The sequence below is a fragment of the Hymenobacter edaphi genome, from assembly GCF_003258365.1.
GTDB classification, from domain to species: domain Bacteria; phylum Bacteroidota; class Bacteroidia; order Cytophagales; family Hymenobacteraceae; genus Solirubrum; species Solirubrum edaphi.
In genome coordinates, this window is the sequence record NZ_QHKM01000003.1 from 126,038 (window position 1) to 140,453 (window position 14,416).

Sequence of the window (14,416 nt, forward strand, 5' to 3'; positions counted from 1 at the left end):
TCGCTGATTGCGCTGATTCGTTCTGGACTGCTGATGGGACTGATTTGCTGATGACGCTGATTCGTTCTGGCTGTTGCTGGGGCTAATTCGTGCTTGCGAGGCGGGTTTTGGCTACCTTGGCCGGCCTCCGAAAATGCCGCTGAGTTTTGTCAGAACGGTGGAAACCTCTGCTGCTCAACTGTAGTTTAGAGGAGAATAATCTGGCCGCATCGAGCCGGCCGGGTGCCGCGCTGACGGAAGTTGTTTTCTATCAGCGCCATCAGTTCTTCATCACCGCCATCTGCGGTCCATCAGCGAAACATCAGCGCAACCTGCGGTTCATGGAGTATCAACTGACCTCTGAGTTCAAGCCTACCGGCGACCAGCCCAAAGCCATTGCCCAGCTTGTGGCGGGCATCGAAAACGGCGAGCCGGCCCAGGTGCTGCTGGGCGCCACCGGCACCGGCAAGACCTTCACCATGGCCAACGTCATTGCCCAGACGGGCAAGCCGGCGCTGATTCTGGCCCACAACAAGACGCTGGCCGCCCAGCTCTACGGCGAGTTCAAGCAGTTCTTCCCGAACAACTCCGTCGAGTACTACATCAGCTACTACGACTACTACCAGCCCGAGGCCTACATTGCCTCCACGGACGTGTTCATCGAGAAGGACCTGGCCATCAACCAGGAAATCGAGAAGCTGCGGCTGCACACCACCTCGGCCCTGCTCTCGGGGCGGCGCGACGTGATTGTTATTGCGTCGGTGTCGTGCATCTACGGCATCGGCAACCCCGAGGAGTTCGGCAAGAACATGATTCTGCTGAAGCCGGGGCTGAAATTCTCGCGCAACGCGCTGCTCTACCAGTTCGTGCAGATTCTGTACTCGCGCACCGAGCAGGAGTTTACCCGCGGCACCTTCCGCGTGAAGGGCGACACGGTGGACATCTACCCCGCTTACCTCGACTACGCCTACCGCATCTACTTTTTCGGCGACGAAATCGAGGCGCTGCACCGCATCGACCCCGAGAGCGGCAAGAAGCTCAGCGAGGAAAAGGACGTGGCCCTGTTCCCGGCCAACCTGTTCGTGACCGGCAAGGACACGCTGCAGCAGGCCATCAAGGAAATTCAGTACGACATGGTGCAGCAGCACGCCTACTTCGAAAAGGAAGGGCGCGACGCCGAGGCCAAGCGCATCGTGGAGCGCACGGAGTTTGATCTGGAGATGATCCGGGAGCTGGGCTACTGCTCGGGCATCGAGAACTACTCGCGCTACTTCGACGGCCGCTCGCCCGGTTCCCGCCCGTTCTGCCTGCTCGACTATTTCCCCGACGACTACCTGCTGGTGGTGGACGAAAGCCACGCCACCATGCCCCAGATCCGAGCCATGTGGGGCGGCGACCGAAGCCGCAAAACCGCGCTGGTGGAGTACGGCTTCCGCCTGCCCTCGGCTATGGACAACCGCCCGCTGACCTTCAACGAGTTCGAGAGCATGTTCCGGCAGGCCGTGTACGTGTCGGCCACGCCGGCCGATTACGAGCTGGAGCGGGCCGGCGGCGTGGTGGTGGAGCAGATCATCCGCCCGACGGGCCTGCTGGACCCCGAAATCGAAATCCGCCCGAGCGTCAATCAGATTGACGACCTGCTCGACGAGGTGGACAACCGGGTGAAGATGGGCGACCGGGTGCTGGTGACCACGCTGACCAAGCGCATGGCCGAGGAATTGACCAAGTACATGGAGCGGCTCAACATCAAGGTCAGCTACGTGCACTCGGACGTGAAGACGCTGGACCGGGTGGAAATCCTGCGGCAGCTGCGCCTGGGCGAAATCGACGTGCTCATCGGTGTGAACCTGCTGCGCGAAGGCCTCGACTTGCCCGAAGTGTCGCTGGTAGCTATTCTGGATGCCGATAAGGAAGGCTTCCTGCGCGACCAGCGCAGCCTGATTCAGACCATGGGCCGCGCCGCCCGTAACGACCGGGGCAAGGTCATCATGTACGCCGACCGCATCACCGGCTCGATGCAGCGCGCCATGGACGAGACGAACCGCCGCCGCGCCACCCAGCTGGCCTACAACGAGGAGCACGGCATCACGCCGCGCACCGTGCGCAAGTCGCGCGAGGCCATTATGGAGCAGACTTCCCTCTCCGATTACCGCGTGCCGGAGCAGCCCCAGGCCTACGCCGGTCCCGACGAGGACGGCGGCCTGGCCATTGCGGCCGAGCCGGTGGTGGCCATGATGAGCAAAGCCGACCTGGAAAAGCTCATCAAGCAGACCGAGAAGCAGATGGAAGCCGCCGCCAAAGAGCTGGACTTCCTGCAGGCCGCCAAGTTCCGCGACGAGCTGGCCTCGCTGCGCAACCTGTTAAAAACCAAGCGGGACTAAGCTGCCCGCTTGTTTCGAGTAAGCCGGTCAGGTCCTGGAGACCTGGCCGGCTTACTCGCTTCTGCACCACCCTGACGCGGCCGCCGCGCTCCAGCCCGACCGGGCAAATGGCGGCGAGGAAGCTGCTGCCGAAGGTGCGCTTGCCCGGCAGCCGCAATAGCGCCACGCAAACTCCCAGCGCTGCCCGCGTCGCCAGCCGGTGGGCTTCGATGGGGTGCGAATCGACCCACCGGCCCGGCAGGAGGACATGAGGACATGAGGAAGCGCAACGGCGCTGGCTGCCATGGTACCTGGGGCGCCTGTTCAGCAGCCGAGCGCCACATCATCATGCGTTGCCGGGCGCTGGGGCGGCTGCTACTTTTGGCCGCACAACCCGCTCTTATTCCAAGCCATATGCGCAACCACCGCTTCCTCCGCCTGCTGCCCGTATTCCTGCTGCTGCTACTGCCGCTGCTGCCCCAGCGCAGCCTGGCGCAAGTATCTAAGGCCGGCACCTACCAATTTATGCAGATGACCACCATCGAATCCGTCGTGGCCGGCGGGCTGGGTCGCTCCCGCATCACCTTCACGCCGGAGTTCAAGGGCACGAAGGAAGCAACGATGGAAAACCTCTTCAGCCTCACCGGCATCAACATGCAAAACGTGCGCGCCAACGAGGAAGCCATCATCCGCTACCTGCAGGAAGTGCAGACCGAGGGCTGGGACCTGGTGCAGGTAACCCCGCTGACGCAGACCCTGCAAAGCGGCGGCTCCACGGGCCAAGGCATTTTCATGACCCGCTACCTCTTCCGCAAGGCCAAATAGCCCCGCAACTCCGCTGTCCCGAAAGCAAAGGGCCCCGCAGATACCATCTGCGGGGCCCTTTGCGGTTAGCGGCTGTATCGGCAGGAGGCCGAGGACGGCTGCCGATACAGCCGCGGCGCTGTAGAAGAAGGACTCGAACCTCCACGGAGTAGTTAGCCAGAGTCCCCCCGGTTTTTCCCAAACCTCCACCCTCGAGACAGGAGGGCATGTCTGCCAGTTTCATCATTCTACAGAATCGGCGGGTCGGCTACCCGCATATAGCCGCAAGCATACGGCCCCCGCGACGCAATACCAAATATTTTTCGATATAATGCCTTGAACGAACGTGTGTTAGCCGCGAATTGACGCTTTGCCGTCCTGGCAAGCTTACCGAGGAATAGCTCGGACAGGCCTGCTTCCGCGCGCTTACAGGCGTTGGGAGGAGGCGCGCACCAGCAACTCGGGCGTCAGCACCACCGGCGGCAGCGGTGCGCTGCCGGGCGCTTCCAGCAGGCGTAGCAGTTGCTGCACGGCGGTAAGGCCCATCAGGTGGCAGCGCTGGTCCACCGAGCTGATGGTGGGCTCGGTAAGGGCGGTGAAGGCCTCGTTGCTGAAACCAACCACGGCCACGTCGGCTGGAATGCGCCGGCCGTGGGCCTTGAGCACCTGCATGGCGCCTACGGCCGCCAGGTCATTAGAAGAAAACACCGCGTCGGGCGGCTCCGCCAGCTGCAGCAACTGCCGCATGCCCAGGGTGCCGGTTTCCTGGTTGAGGTCGGCAACGAACACCAGCTCCTCCGGTGCGGACAGGCCGTGGTCGCGCAGCGCGTCGAGGTAGCCCTGGTGGCGGTTGCGGTGGATATTCAGGTGCAGTGGCCCCGAAAAGTGCGCGATGCGGCGGTAGCCCTGCCCGGCCAGGTGTGCCACCGCTGCGTAGGCGCCGGCGTGGTCGTCGAGCACCACGGCGCTGGTGTAGGGCCCGGCCATGTCCTCCACGATGCGGTCGAAGAACACCAGCGGCGTGCCGGCGCGGCGCACGGCGTCGAAGTGGCTGAAATCCTGAGTGGTACTGGCCAGCGACACCAGGATGCCCTCAACCTGGGCATTCATCAGCAGCTCGATGTTGCGCTGCTCCTGCCGCACGTCCTCGTTCGACTGGCAGATCATCACGTTGTGGCCCGTGCGGCTGGCCTCGATGGCAATGCCGTTGACAACTTCGGGGAAGAAATGCCCAGTGATGTAGGGTACCAGCACCCCAATGGTGTTGCTGCGCCCGCGGCGCAGGGCGGCGGCCAGCTGGTTGGGCTGAAAGTGCAGCTGCTCGGCCAGCTCACGCACCCGCTGTTTGGTAGCCTCGCTCACCTGCGGGTGCCCCGTCAGGGCCCGCGACACGGTGGAAGGCGAGAGGTTCAGGGCCCGGGCCAGGTCGGTGATGGAAGTCCGGTGGGGTGCCTTCATGCGAATAAGAAACCCCGTTGACGCTGTGGAAGCACGGGTGGGACGGGCGGAAAAGATGGGGAGCAGCAAACAGGGCGCAGGCCGTGCGCAGGCAGTAAACATAAGCACGATCTGACATTGTTGCCACGTCCGGTCAGGCAGCTCCGCCAGCCCCGGCATCGGCAGTGTTCGGGTTCAAGCCAGCGGCTCGGGGTAGTGGCGGGGCGTGGTCAGCCCATGAACGCCGCCCGCCAGCGCGCTGCTCGGACCAGCGAAGGAGGTCGGCGTAAACTGCGTCGGTGTGCCTGCGCCGCCTGGCGGTGCCGACGCCCGTGTTGCGCCTGCTTACGGGCGGGCCGGTACCGCACTATGAAGACTGAACGGTATTCCAAACCGTGTTCAGGTACTGAATATCCTTGTTGAACGCCTGGTTTCAAGCTGCAGAGAAAACCCCGCCGAACCCGGTCTGCTTTCATCTAAAGCGGGCTTTCCGGTGACGTAGATCAGCCAAGAGACATTGGGCATTCGGGCGAAACGGACTGTTGCGCAATAATCCTGGCCCGACGGAAAAAACGTGCCGCTGCCTGGCGCAGACCGGAGTGTTCAGGACAGTAGTGGCGCCGCAGAGTCCGGACCGAACGATGTTGGTTCAGATAGTGGCGCCGCTTGGCAGGCGTGCTCCCTCGCCTGATTTCGCAGAAGAGGGCTTTTGAGCAAGGCAATGAATCACACGGCAAAGGACTATATATGCCGCAATGGTCTTGGTAGGCTGAGAATTACGTTTACCGGCCTCTACCGACGGCAAGCGGCTGCGTGCCAATGATGCAGTTCACTCAATCTTTAGGCTGTGTAAACTACGGTTTCAATCAAAAACAAATCAGCCACTCAGACCTATGTCTAAGTGGCTGATTCTAAGTGAGCGGGAAACGAGGCTCGAACTCGCGACCCTCAGCTTGGGAAGCTGATGCTCTACCAACTGAGCTACTCCCGCTGATGATTTGGTAGGGCAAAAATACACAGTGGCAGCGAATATCCAACATGTGAGGACGCATCTCGTCGGGCGCTGGGGCGGGCGGGAGGCGGCGGTTCAGGTGGGCGCCGCGGCGGCAGGCAAGGCAACGCCCGATCAGATATTGCGTTTTGTTTAGCTATGGCTACTTCTCTTTCTCCGGCAACCCGGCGCGTCGTCGGGCTAATGCTGATTGTGGCGGGCGGGCTGTTGGTGGCGGCGCAGATACTAAGGTTTGGCGTATCGGCGGCCGAATGGCAGCAGGGCGGCTGGAACGCCGTGCAGACTACCTACTTGGTGCTGTCGGTGCTGATGCTGGGCGTGGGCGTGCTCATCGTCCGCTACGGCTGGCGGATGCGGCAGGACGGGCGCATCTCCGACGAGCCCGGCGGCGGCCGCGTGTCGTGACGAACGGCTGCGCGTTTCGTTTCTTTGCCGGGCTATGTCGTCACCGCTCCGCATTGTTTCGGCCAAACGAACCGCCGCCACCGCCGCCCAACTCGCTGAGTTTGGCCGCCAGACGTTTCAGGCTACCTACGCCGCCCAGAACACGGCCGAGGATATGGCCCTGTACCTCGCCGAGCATTTCGGCCCGGAACAGCAGCTGGCTGAGCTGCAGGACCCCAATACGGTCTTTTTTCTGGCGCTGATGCAGCAGCAGCTGGTGGGCTACGCCAAGCTCACCATCGGCTCGGCCCTGGGCGCGGAGCCCGGCGCCGACGTGCGCACCCGCGCCGAGCTGCAGCGCCTCTACGTGCAGGAAGACTGGCAGGGTACCGGGCTGGGAGCAACGTTGCTGCGCCGTTGCATCGACGAGGCGCGGCAGCGTGGCTGCCGCACCCTGGTGCTGAGCGTGTGGGAGAAAAACACCTCGGCGCGGGAGTTCTACCAGCGCAAGGGGTTCCGGCAGATCGGTGAAGCCGAATACCGCGTGGGCCACGACGTGCAGAACGACTTCATCCTACGCAAAGGCCTGTGAGAATGCGGCGGCTCGGCGGGAGCGGGGTGTGGACGGCTGGCCTGGGAATCAGCCTGTTGACGGCCTGCTCGCCGGCGGCTGAGCAGCAGCGCGCCGCCCCCGTGGGCCGTTACGAAGGCACGCTCACGTACCGGGGTGCCGAGTTGCCGGTGGTGCTCAACCTCTACCAGGACTCGGCCAGCCAGGTGGTGCAGCTGCAGCTGCGCACCCCGGCGGCGCCGGGGTATGGCCGCTGGTTCGACAGCGTGGCGTACCAGGCGCCTTCCCTGGCGGGCCGGCTGCCCGGCGGTAGCCGGCTGGCGCTGCGCGAGGAGCCGAATTTTCTGACCGGGGCCGTGTGGCTGCACGATACCCTGCGTGCGGAGCTGGTGGCCGTGCGCCGCGGCGCGCCCGACCTGCCCGCCTACGCTGTGACGCGGCAGCCCGCGGCCGCTGGTGCTCCAGCCGTGCGCCGCTACGTCCCGCTCGACACCGGCCGCCACCGCGCGGCGCTGGTGTACTGGCCCGCCGCGGGTGCTGCCGGCCCGGCTTACGGCTGGGCCGACTGGCTGGCTAGTCAGGGCCTGGTGGTGGTCGTTGCCCACCCCGCGGCCGGGCCCGATTCGGTGGCCGGGCAGCAGCTCAGCGCTGCCTTGCAGCGCCTGAGGCACGAAGCCGGCGTCGATTCGGTACGGGTGGGCGTGTGGGGCACCGGGCCCGGCGGCCGGGCGGCGCTCCGGGCCGTGGCGCAGCCAGCCGGTGGCCCGCCGCGCTTCGTACTGGTACAGGGAGCCGCTTTCGGCACGGCCGACCGGGCGTGGCTGCGCCCCCTGGGCCGGCAGAAAGCAGCGGTGCTGGGCCTGTACGGCGCCCTCGATACCACGCTGAACGTGTCAGAGAGCAGTCAGCTGCTGCGCAATGCAGTGCGTCGGCGCGGCTCGGGGGTGAAGGTGTACGAGGCCGCCGACGGGGCCTTGCTGCTGCGCCGGCCCGAAAAGCCGGACTCGGTGCGGCGCTGGCCGCTGCCACCGGCCGATCTGGCGCCCAGCCTGAAGCAGTGGCTGGGCAATCAGCTGGGCCAGTAGGGCCGCGGCCTTATACCAGCAGCAGGCCCTTCTCGCGCAGCAGCCGCCAGGCCGGCGCCGCCAGAAACGACTCGAAGCCCAGCCCTGCCTCGGCAGCCGGGAACGAGGCGGCGGCTTCCTTCAGCAGCAGCTTGGCGTCGTAGTCGGTGGCCAGGCGGGTGAGCAGGTCCGCCAGCCAGCGGCCGATGACGGGCGTGGTTTTCAGCTCGAAGTCCTCGGCCTGCTCGTAAAACGTCAGCACGGCCTGCTCGGTGGGGCGGCCCTTCTTGTGCCTGGTTTCCAGGCGCAGCTCGGGCGCGTTGCCCAGCCAGAACAGGCGCATGTTCTGCTTGGCCAAGTCGGGCTTGCCGGGCTCCGTCAGGGCCGATTCGATGAGCTGGCGCGGCACGGTGGTACGGGGTACCCGCAGCTCGTCGAACCAGAACTGCAGCGGCTCGTGCAGGGCCACGCCGTGCATGTAGTTGTAGAGCGCCTTGGCCAGGCCGGGGCCGAACTGCTCGTGGTCGGCGCCGGTGGGGTCGTCGTGCCAGAGGTCGTTCCAGGCAAAGTCGCCGGGCTCGGGACCGATCTGCTGCACTTTGTACTTCGCCGGGTTCTGGCCCACGGGCGAGTGGGCCGTCATGGCGAAGCGGTGCCAGTAGCCCGACTGTACGATGCCGGCCTGGAACAGCTGCCGCACCACTTCCAGCGAATCTACCGTTTCCTGGGCGGTTTCGGTGGGGAAGCCGTACATCAGGTAGGCGTGCACCATGATGCCGGCCTGGGTGAAGCCCTCGGTTACGCGGGCCACCTGGGCAATGGTGACGCCCTTTTCCATCAGGGCCAGCAGCCGGTCGGAGGCCACTTCCAGCCCGCCCGACACGGCAATGCAGCCCGCGGCGGCCAGCAGGCGGCAGAGGTCGGGCGTGAAGGTTTTCTCGAAGCGGATATTGCCCCACCAGGTGATGCTCACGCGGCGGCGCAGCAGCTCGATGGCCAGGTCGCGCAGGGCCAGGGGCGGGGCGGCCTCGTCCACGAAATGAAAGCCCGTCTGCCCGGTCTGCCGCACAATCTGCTCGATGCGGTCCACCAGGAGCGTGCTCGGCGCGGTTTCGTAGCGGCGGATATAGTCCAGGGTCACGTCGCAGAACGAGCAGCGCTTCCAGTAGCAGCCGTGGGCCACGGTGAGCTTGTTCCAGCGCCCGTCGCTCCAGAGGCGGTGCATGGGGTTCAGCACCTCAATCACCGAGAGGTAGTCCTGAATCGGCAGCCCGTCGTAGTCCGGCGTGCCCACTTCAGTGTGCGGAATATCGGCTGTGGTGGCTTGGTTGTGGTACTCCACCCGCCCGGTGGCGGGGTTGCGCAGGAAAGTGCGCTGAAATTGAGTTGCCAGTTGCGAGTTGTCAGTTGCCAGGGCAGACGTGGCAAAAGCTGCCAGCTGTTTGCTTTCGGCCTGACAACTCGCAACCGACAACTGACAACCCGAAAAAGCCTCCAGCAGCCGCAGCCAGGGGCCTTCGCCGTCGTCGAGGGTGAGAAAGTCGATGTAGTCGAAAAAGCGGGGCTCCTTGAGGCCGCGCAGCTCGGTGTTGGGGTAGCCGCCGCCCATCAGGGTGCGGATTGCGGGGCGCTGCTGCTTGGCAAACTGCGCCAGCCGCAGGGCCCCGTAAAGGTTGCCGGGGAAGGGCACGGTGAAGCCGATGACGTCGGGCTGCTCGCGGTCCAGCACCTCGGCAAAGCACTCCAGCATAAACTCGTCCACCAGGTTGGGCGGCGTCTGCAAGGCCTGGTGCAGCTCGTCGAAGCTGGTGGCGGTGAGGCCCAGGTGCTCGGCGTAGCGCGAGAAGCCGAACTGCGGGCCGACGGTTTCTTTGAGCAGGTCGGCCAAGTCTTCGAGGTAGAGCGTGGCCAGGTGCCGGGCCTGGTCGGTGAGGCCCATGGTGCCGAAGGCCGATTCCAGGTCGGCCACGTTGTCGAAGCGGGCGGCTTCGGGCAGGAAGCGGCCGTGGCAGATGCGCGAAGCCAGCGTCAGGTCCTTGTTCTGCAGAAACCGGATGACCGGCTCCACCGTGGCCTCGTAGCGGTGGCGCAGGCGCAGCATGCGGCGGGCGTTGTCTGTCAGCTCGTACGGCCCGGCTTCGATGGCGTCGAACACCCGGCGCAGGCCCGCGGCCGAAAACAGCCGCAGCACCAACTCAATACCGATATCGGCCTGGGCGGCGTGGTAGCCGCGCCCGCGCAGGAAGCCCGTGAGGTAGGCCGTGGCCGGGTACGGGGTGTTCAGCTGCGTGAGCGGCGGGGTGATGAGCAGGATGCGCAGGGGCAGGGTAGAAGTCGTCGGCACGGGGCAACAACCGCCACGCGGCGGCAAAGGTGCCCACAAAGGTAGACCACGGATTCTCGCGGATTTTTTCGGATGCCACGGATTTTGTAGACGGTGCAATGACAACCTGGGAGCGGCAGCAGTTACCGGGGCTGCAGGTGCGAAAGAATCGACTACCCGCGCAGCATGGACTACTGGGCACGCACAACGGACTCCTGCCGTGTTCAGCGCACTACTGGCCGGTTCAGCGGACTACTGGCCGACCGAAATAAACTACTGGACGCCGAAAACGCTCTGCTGGCCGGTATCAGCCAACTGCGGAGCACCTGCAACGAACTGCGGGCCGCCGGAAACCGACTACTGGCCATCGGTAGCGGACTACTGGGCGCCGGAAACGGACTGCGGCTTACCCGCGGCCAACGACCAGGCAATAGCTGCGGCCAACAATCCGGCCGGTAACTTGGCGGGCCCATACCAGCACTGAATATGCCTGCTGCCAGCAACCTGCTGTCCATCACGGCCGAAGCCGCACTACAGAAGCTGCGGGCCGGCGAGGCGCTGCGCGGCTACCGCATAGCCGGCCCGCTCGATCTGGCCGCCCTGACGATGGAGCACTGCTGGGTGGAGGATATGCGCGGCTCGGGTGGGTACTCGTTTCAGCAGCCCGTGGTGCTGCGACAAACGCATTTCGCCAGGGCAGCATTTGTCTTTGCCTACTTCCTGCAGGGCCTGACGATGCAGGGCTGCACCTTCGACGGCTACCTGGATTTTCAGGCGGGCGGCCACAACAAGCCCGGGTATCCGGTGCGGCTGCTCGGCAATACGTTTCACGGCTTCGTCAACTTCTTCGACTGCTGGTACGAGGCCGACGTGCAGCTGGAAGGCAACAACTTTCGCCAGGGCACCAACCTGCTGGGCGCCCCGCACGGTATTCCGGTAACCTTCGACGTGCCGCCGCAGATTTCGGGCAACCTCGGCCGGCTAGACCACGACGACGAAGGCCCGGCGCAACCCGGCTGAGCCTACATCTTCATGCCGCCGCCCATGCGCATCAGCGGGGCATTCAGCCGCAAATACACTTCGGCCGAAACCGGCGTCTTGCCGTAGTAGCCGCGCAATTCGGCATCCGGCCGGTACACCGAGCCCTGCGCGCCCAGGTGCAGCTCGGGGCCTTTCCGGCCGAGCTGGGTGAGGCGGTAGCTGCTGCCCACGGTGAGGGCGTGGATGTTGAACGCGCTGGCGCCCTCGTGCAGGTGTGGCACCTGCAGCTCGTCGGGGTCTTTCTGCACGAACTCGTAGCGGCCGTACAGGGTGGGGCGGCCCAGGGTGAGGTTGGTTTCGGCCAGCACGGCGTGCTCCCGGCCGTGGTCCGAGCTGTTCAGCCCCCAGATCAGCGACGACGCCACGAAGCGGTAATCGGCCCACTGGCGGCTGTGCAGCACGGCGGCAGTGGTGCGCGTCACGTTGTCGTCGGGGTGCAGCTCCTCGGGGCTTTTGATGTAGGCCTGCCCGGCTTCGAGCACCAGCTCCCGGGTGGGGGCCCACTGCAGGCGGGCAGCCCAGGAGTCGGCGCGGGGCCGGTCGAAGTTGTAGCGGTGCTCGTCGGGCTCCCGGCCGGTGAAGTTGGAACCTTCCAGCTTGAACTGCCGGTAGCGCAGCCCCACGGTGGCCACCCCGAAGCTGATGTGCGTGGCATCAACCCAGTGGTGGGAGAGGGGCGCGTCGGGGTTGGGCATGGCCGAAATGCGGTGCATAAAGGCCGTGGGGCCCACGGCCGGCTCGCCGGGGTAGCCCAGGTACAGCGTCAAATCCACGTCCGGCGAAAAGGCGTGAGTGTAGCCGATGCTCAGGGCCGAAAACAAATCGTGCGGGTGCTGGCGGTCCACCAGCGGCCGGCCACGGTACGCCTCGCCGCTCTGAAACAGCAAGGGGTAGCCGTTGCCGCCCTCGGTGATGGGGTCCAGCGAAATCATGGCCGTCAGGTTCAGCAGGCCTTTTGCGCCGACGTTGCGCTGGGCCATGGTCATCAGCCAGTTGGGCGCGTCGAAGGTGCGGCCGCCGCGCTGGGCGCCCGAGCGGCCAAGGTTCTGGTTGGTGTAGCGCCCGAAGACGGCGCCGTGGTTCATCACCATCCACTTGCCGTGGTGGCTCATCCACATGTACATCGGCGTGGCGTCGGGCTGCCAGGCCGTGCCCGAGCCGTTGCGCGCCATGGGCAGCTGGCGCGAGTAGGCGTGCGACATGCCTTCCATCGCACCGTGCGCGCCGTGCTGCATCGTGGAGTCGGCCGCCATGCCCGGCATCGGGTGGCCGGCGTGCTGAGTGTGGTCGGGGGCGGGCGGCTGGCCGTGGTCGGTGTGATTCATGCCCGGCATGGCGTGGCCCTGGTGGGTGGTATCGGCGGGCGCCGGACGGGCGGGCTGCGCGGGCGGGTTGTGCTGGTGTTGGGCGGCAGCAGCCAGGGGCAGCCACAGCGCCAGGAGGGGCAGAAGTCGTTTCATCGGAGGCAGCAGTCAGTGCTAGCCTACATACCCCAATACCGGCCCAGGGGTTGGTGCAGGATTAGGGGCCGGGCCGTACGATATTTGGCGGGCCCGGCCGCACCCGAGGCGTGGTTTGGGTGTTAAGCGTAAACACCCGCGTAGGCCCCGCTGCCGCATTCCTGTATGAGCACGAATCCTTTCTATCAGCAGATTCAGGCGGCGTACCGCACCCAGCTACGGCCTTCGGAGCAGGAAATCGAGCAGGCGCTCCGCCGCATCTACGGCCACCAGTTTCACCCCACCAGCGCCGGTCCGCGCCTGATTGCCGGGGCCGAGTCGCTGCGCAACATCATCCGCACGATTAACCGCATCCGCCTGGAAACCGGCTACCTGGATACTTACGTGCCCGCGCCCCGGCCAGGCCCGCCGGCCCTGCGCTGCGCCCACGAAGGGTGCCAGGAGCTGGCCATCGACCGGAGCAGCTTCTGCTACATGCACGACGCGGAGTAGCGCGCCGGGCGCTAGGCCAGCTGGTCGAGCGAGGTACGCTGCGGGTTGGTCTTGTACTCGGTCACCGTCTGGCCCGTCACCTGCCGAAACTGCGTGCTCAGGTGCTGGGACGAGCTGTAGCGCAGCTCGTCGGCAATTTCGGCCAGGGTGAGCTGCCCGTAGCTGAGCAGCTCTTTCACCCGCTCAATCTTCAGACGAATCAGGTACTTCTCCAGCGTGAGCCCCACCACCCGCGAAAACAGCTTGCTCAGGTGGGCGTACGAAGCCTGAAACTGCTCTTCCAGAAACGCCGACGTGGTCAGGGGGGCGCGGGCCGAGCGCAGGTGCTCCAAATAGGCGGCCAGGGCCACTTTCACCTGCTCCACCAACTGCTCGTCGCGGCTCTGCAGCAGCGCGAAGCCGGCGGCTTCCAGCCGCGGGCGCAGCAGGGCGGGGTCGGCCGGGGTGGCAGGGCTGAGCACGGCGTGGCCCAGTGTCACTTCCGTGGGCTGCAGGCCGGCCTCGGTCAGGATCTGCTGCACGGTGCTGATGCAGCGCGGGCAAACCATGTTTTTGATGTGCAGCTCGGTGGTCATGGCACGGGGGGCTAGTCGGAGTTGGCGGACGAGCGGGGGGCGTAACGGGTTGGTTTGGGGCCCGCCGGCGTTTTGGGCGTATTGGCAGCCCGGGGCTTGCGCGCCGGCTGGGGCGTGGGGTGCTCGGCCCAGCTGCGGCCAAACCAGTTGTCGGCCGCCCAGTTGACAAACGGCACCACCGCCAGAAAAGTGACACCCAGCAGCACAAACCACACGAACGTGGCCCCCACCAGCCGGCCGAAAAAGCCGTCGAACCCGAACAGGTAGGCCACCAGCAGCAGCGCCAGCCCGAAGCTGACGGCCAGCAGAATACCGGCCCGCCGCACCAGCGGGTGCGCCAGCCAGGAGGAATTTCGGGGCGCAGCAGCGCGACGACGGGGAGCAGCCATGCGGCAAAGATAGACCGCAGAACCGCTCGGCCGGACCGGCGCGGGGCTGCCGGCTGCGGCCCGGGACGCATCGGACGGCCTAGCCGGCGGCCGGCCCTGCTTAGCGGCCCCGCAATCAGCCACATAACCAAAGCCCGGCGGCCGCGTTTGTGCTAGCAGCGGCATTTTGCCGGCTGCGGCCGCTGCGTATATTGCCTGCCGACCATACTTACTCCCTCAACTTCCATGAACACCTTCCTCCACCCGCTGCGCACCCTGGGCGCGGCCCTGCTGCTGGCCGCCGGCCTCAGCGCCTGCAGCACCGGCACCGAATCGGGCGACACCAACGTGGAACGCGGCACCGAAAAAGTAGCCCGCGACCCCGGCGCGCAAACCGCCAACGGCGGCATCGACACCATGCGGGCCCAGCGCGACACCGCCGTCAGCGCCCAAGAGCGCCTTTACGATAAGTCCCGCGAGCGGAAAGACCGCGACAACGACGGCAAAGCCGACCAATAAGCCCCGCCGCCCAACGACAAACCGGCC

The 14,416-nt window shown here is 65.7% G+C and carries 13 protein-coding genes and 1 tRNA gene; 8 read left to right on the forward strand and 6 right to left on the reverse strand.

Going from position 1 to position 14,416, the window contains the following annotated elements; translation table 11 throughout:
- Positions 1–320: 320 nt before the first annotated feature.
- Positions 321–2,360 (forward strand): excinuclease ABC subunit UvrB, encoded by a 2,040-nt coding sequence (gene uvrB, locus DLM85_RS10885; RefSeq protein ID WP_111478150.1) that lies wholly within the window; start codon positions 321–323, stop codon positions 2,358–2,360.
- A gap of 393 nt (positions 2,361–2,753) precedes the next feature.
- Positions 2,754–3,164 (forward strand): hypothetical protein, encoded by a 411-nt coding sequence (locus DLM85_RS10890; protein WP_111478151.1) that lies wholly within the window; start codon positions 2,754–2,756, stop codon positions 3,162–3,164.
- A gap of 405 nt (positions 3,165–3,569) precedes the next feature.
- Here the strand turns inward: DLM85_RS10890 and DLM85_RS10895 are convergent, their stop codons facing one another.
- The gene (locus DLM85_RS10895) at positions 3,570–4,601 is read right to left on the reverse strand and encodes a LacI family DNA-binding transcriptional regulator (protein ID WP_165822110.1); all 1,032 of its coding nucleotides are present in this window, start codon (positions 4,599–4,601) and stop codon (positions 3,570–3,572) included.
- An 897-nt stretch (positions 4,602–5,498) separates the two neighbouring features.
- Positions 5,499–5,571 (reverse strand) — tRNA-Gly (locus DLM85_RS10900).
- Positions 5,572–5,730: 159 nt separating this feature from the next.
- On the opposite strand from DLM85_RS10900, the gene DLM85_RS10905 reads away from it, so the two are divergent.
- From DLM85_RS10905 to DLM85_RS10915, 3 genes are read left to right on the forward strand one after another with little or no spacing between them, the layout of a single operon-like run.
- Positions 5,731–5,997 (forward strand): hypothetical protein, encoded by a 267-nt coding sequence (locus DLM85_RS10905; protein WP_133257012.1) that lies wholly within the window; start codon positions 5,731–5,733, stop codon positions 5,995–5,997.
- Between the two features lie 34 nt (positions 5,998–6,031).
- On the forward strand, positions 6,032–6,568 hold the full coding sequence (locus DLM85_RS10910) for a GNAT family N-acetyltransferase (protein ID WP_111478154.1): 537 nt from the start codon (positions 6,032–6,034) through the stop codon (positions 6,566–6,568).
- Between the two features lie 56 nt (positions 6,569–6,624).
- A complete protein-coding gene (locus DLM85_RS10915; protein ID WP_133257013.1) occupies positions 6,625–7,632 on the forward strand; it encodes a dienelactone hydrolase family protein in 1,008 nt (335 codons plus the stop codon).
- Positions 7,633–7,642: 10 nt separating this feature from the next.
- On the opposite strand, the gene DLM85_RS10920 is transcribed toward DLM85_RS10915, so the two are convergent.
- Positions 7,643–9,955 carry a B12-binding domain-containing radical SAM protein gene (locus tag DLM85_RS10920; protein WP_424321693.1) on the reverse strand — a complete coding sequence of 771 codons (2,313 nt, stop codon included), beginning with the start codon at positions 9,953–9,955 and terminating at the stop codon, positions 7,643–7,645.
- A 465-nt stretch (positions 9,956–10,420) separates the two neighbouring features.
- On the opposite strand from DLM85_RS10920, the gene DLM85_RS10925 reads away from it, so the two are divergent.
- Positions 10,421–10,954, forward strand: a complete 534-nt coding sequence (locus tag DLM85_RS10925) for a hypothetical protein (RefSeq protein WP_111478156.1) — start codon at positions 10,421–10,423, stop codon at positions 10,952–10,954.
- 2 nt (positions 10,955–10,956) lie between these two features.
- Here DLM85_RS10925 and DLM85_RS10930 read toward each other — a convergent pair whose 3' ends face one another.
- Positions 10,957–12,435: a hypothetical protein gene (locus DLM85_RS10930; protein ID WP_111478157.1), complete on the reverse strand. Its 1,479-nt coding sequence runs from the start codon at positions 12,433–12,435 to the stop codon at positions 10,957–10,959.
- A gap of 165 nt (positions 12,436–12,600) precedes the next feature.
- Between DLM85_RS10930 and DLM85_RS10935 the strand changes: the two genes are divergently transcribed.
- Complete coding sequence (locus DLM85_RS10935; RefSeq protein ID WP_111478158.1) at positions 12,601–12,927, forward strand: hypothetical protein; 327 nt, start codon at positions 12,601–12,603, stop codon at positions 12,925–12,927.
- A gap of 11 nt (positions 12,928–12,938) precedes the next feature.
- Here the strand turns inward: DLM85_RS10935 and DLM85_RS10940 are convergent, their stop codons facing one another.
- On the reverse strand, positions 12,939–13,502 hold the full coding sequence (locus DLM85_RS10940; RefSeq protein WP_111478159.1) for a helix-turn-helix domain-containing protein: 564 nt from the start codon (positions 13,500–13,502) through the stop codon (positions 12,939–12,941).
- 11 nt (positions 13,503–13,513) lie between these two features.
- On the reverse strand, positions 13,514–13,891 hold the full coding sequence (locus DLM85_RS10945; RefSeq protein ID WP_133257014.1) for a magnesium transporter: 378 nt from the start codon (positions 13,889–13,891) through the stop codon (positions 13,514–13,516).
- 225 nt (positions 13,892–14,116) lie between these two features.
- On the opposite strand from DLM85_RS10945, the gene DLM85_RS10950 reads away from it, so the two are divergent.
- A complete protein-coding gene (locus DLM85_RS10950; protein ID WP_111478161.1) occupies positions 14,117–14,389 on the forward strand; it encodes a hypothetical protein in 273 nt (90 codons plus the stop codon).
- Positions 14,390–14,416: the final 27 nt, after the last annotated feature.

Excerpts from the sequence above, each read along its gene's own strand:
- DLM85_RS10945 (WP_133257014.1), bottom strand. The coding sequence starts at position 13,891 with ATGGCTGCTCCCCGTCGTCGCGCTGCTGCGCCCCGAAATTCCTCCTGG.
- DLM85_RS10925 (WP_111478156.1), top strand. The coding sequence starts at position 10,421 with ATGCCTGCTGCCAGCAACCTGCTGTCCATCACGGCCGAAGCCGCACTA.
- DLM85_RS10905 (WP_133257012.1), top strand. The coding sequence starts at position 5,731 with ATGGCTACTTCTCTTTCTCCGGCAACCCGGCGCGTCGTCGGGCTAATG.
- DLM85_RS10910 (WP_111478154.1), top strand. The coding sequence starts at position 6,032 with ATGTCGTCACCGCTCCGCATTGTTTCGGCCAAACGAACCGCCGCCACC.
- DLM85_RS10935 (WP_111478158.1), top strand. The coding sequence starts at position 12,601 with ATGAGCACGAATCCTTTCTATCAGCAGATTCAGGCGGCGTACCGCACC.
- DLM85_RS10940 (WP_111478159.1), bottom strand. The coding sequence starts at position 13,502 with ATGACCACCGAGCTGCACATCAAAAACATGGTTTGCCCGCGCTGCATC.
- DLM85_RS10950 (WP_111478161.1), top strand. The coding sequence starts at position 14,117 with ATGAACACCTTCCTCCACCCGCTGCGCACCCTGGGCGCGGCCCTGCTG.
- DLM85_RS10930 (WP_111478157.1), bottom strand. The coding sequence starts at position 12,435 with ATGAAACGACTTCTGCCCCTCCTGGCGCTGTGGCTGCCCCTGGCTGCT.
- uvrB (WP_111478150.1), top strand. The coding sequence starts at position 321 with ATGGAGTATCAACTGACCTCTGAGTTCAAGCCTACCGGCGACCAGCCC.
- DLM85_RS10895 (WP_165822110.1), bottom strand. The coding sequence starts at position 4,601 with ATGAAGGCACCCCACCGGACTTCCATCACCGACCTGGCCCGGGCCCTG.
- DLM85_RS10890 (WP_111478151.1), top strand. The coding sequence starts at position 2,754 with ATGCGCAACCACCGCTTCCTCCGCCTGCTGCCCGTATTCCTGCTGCTG.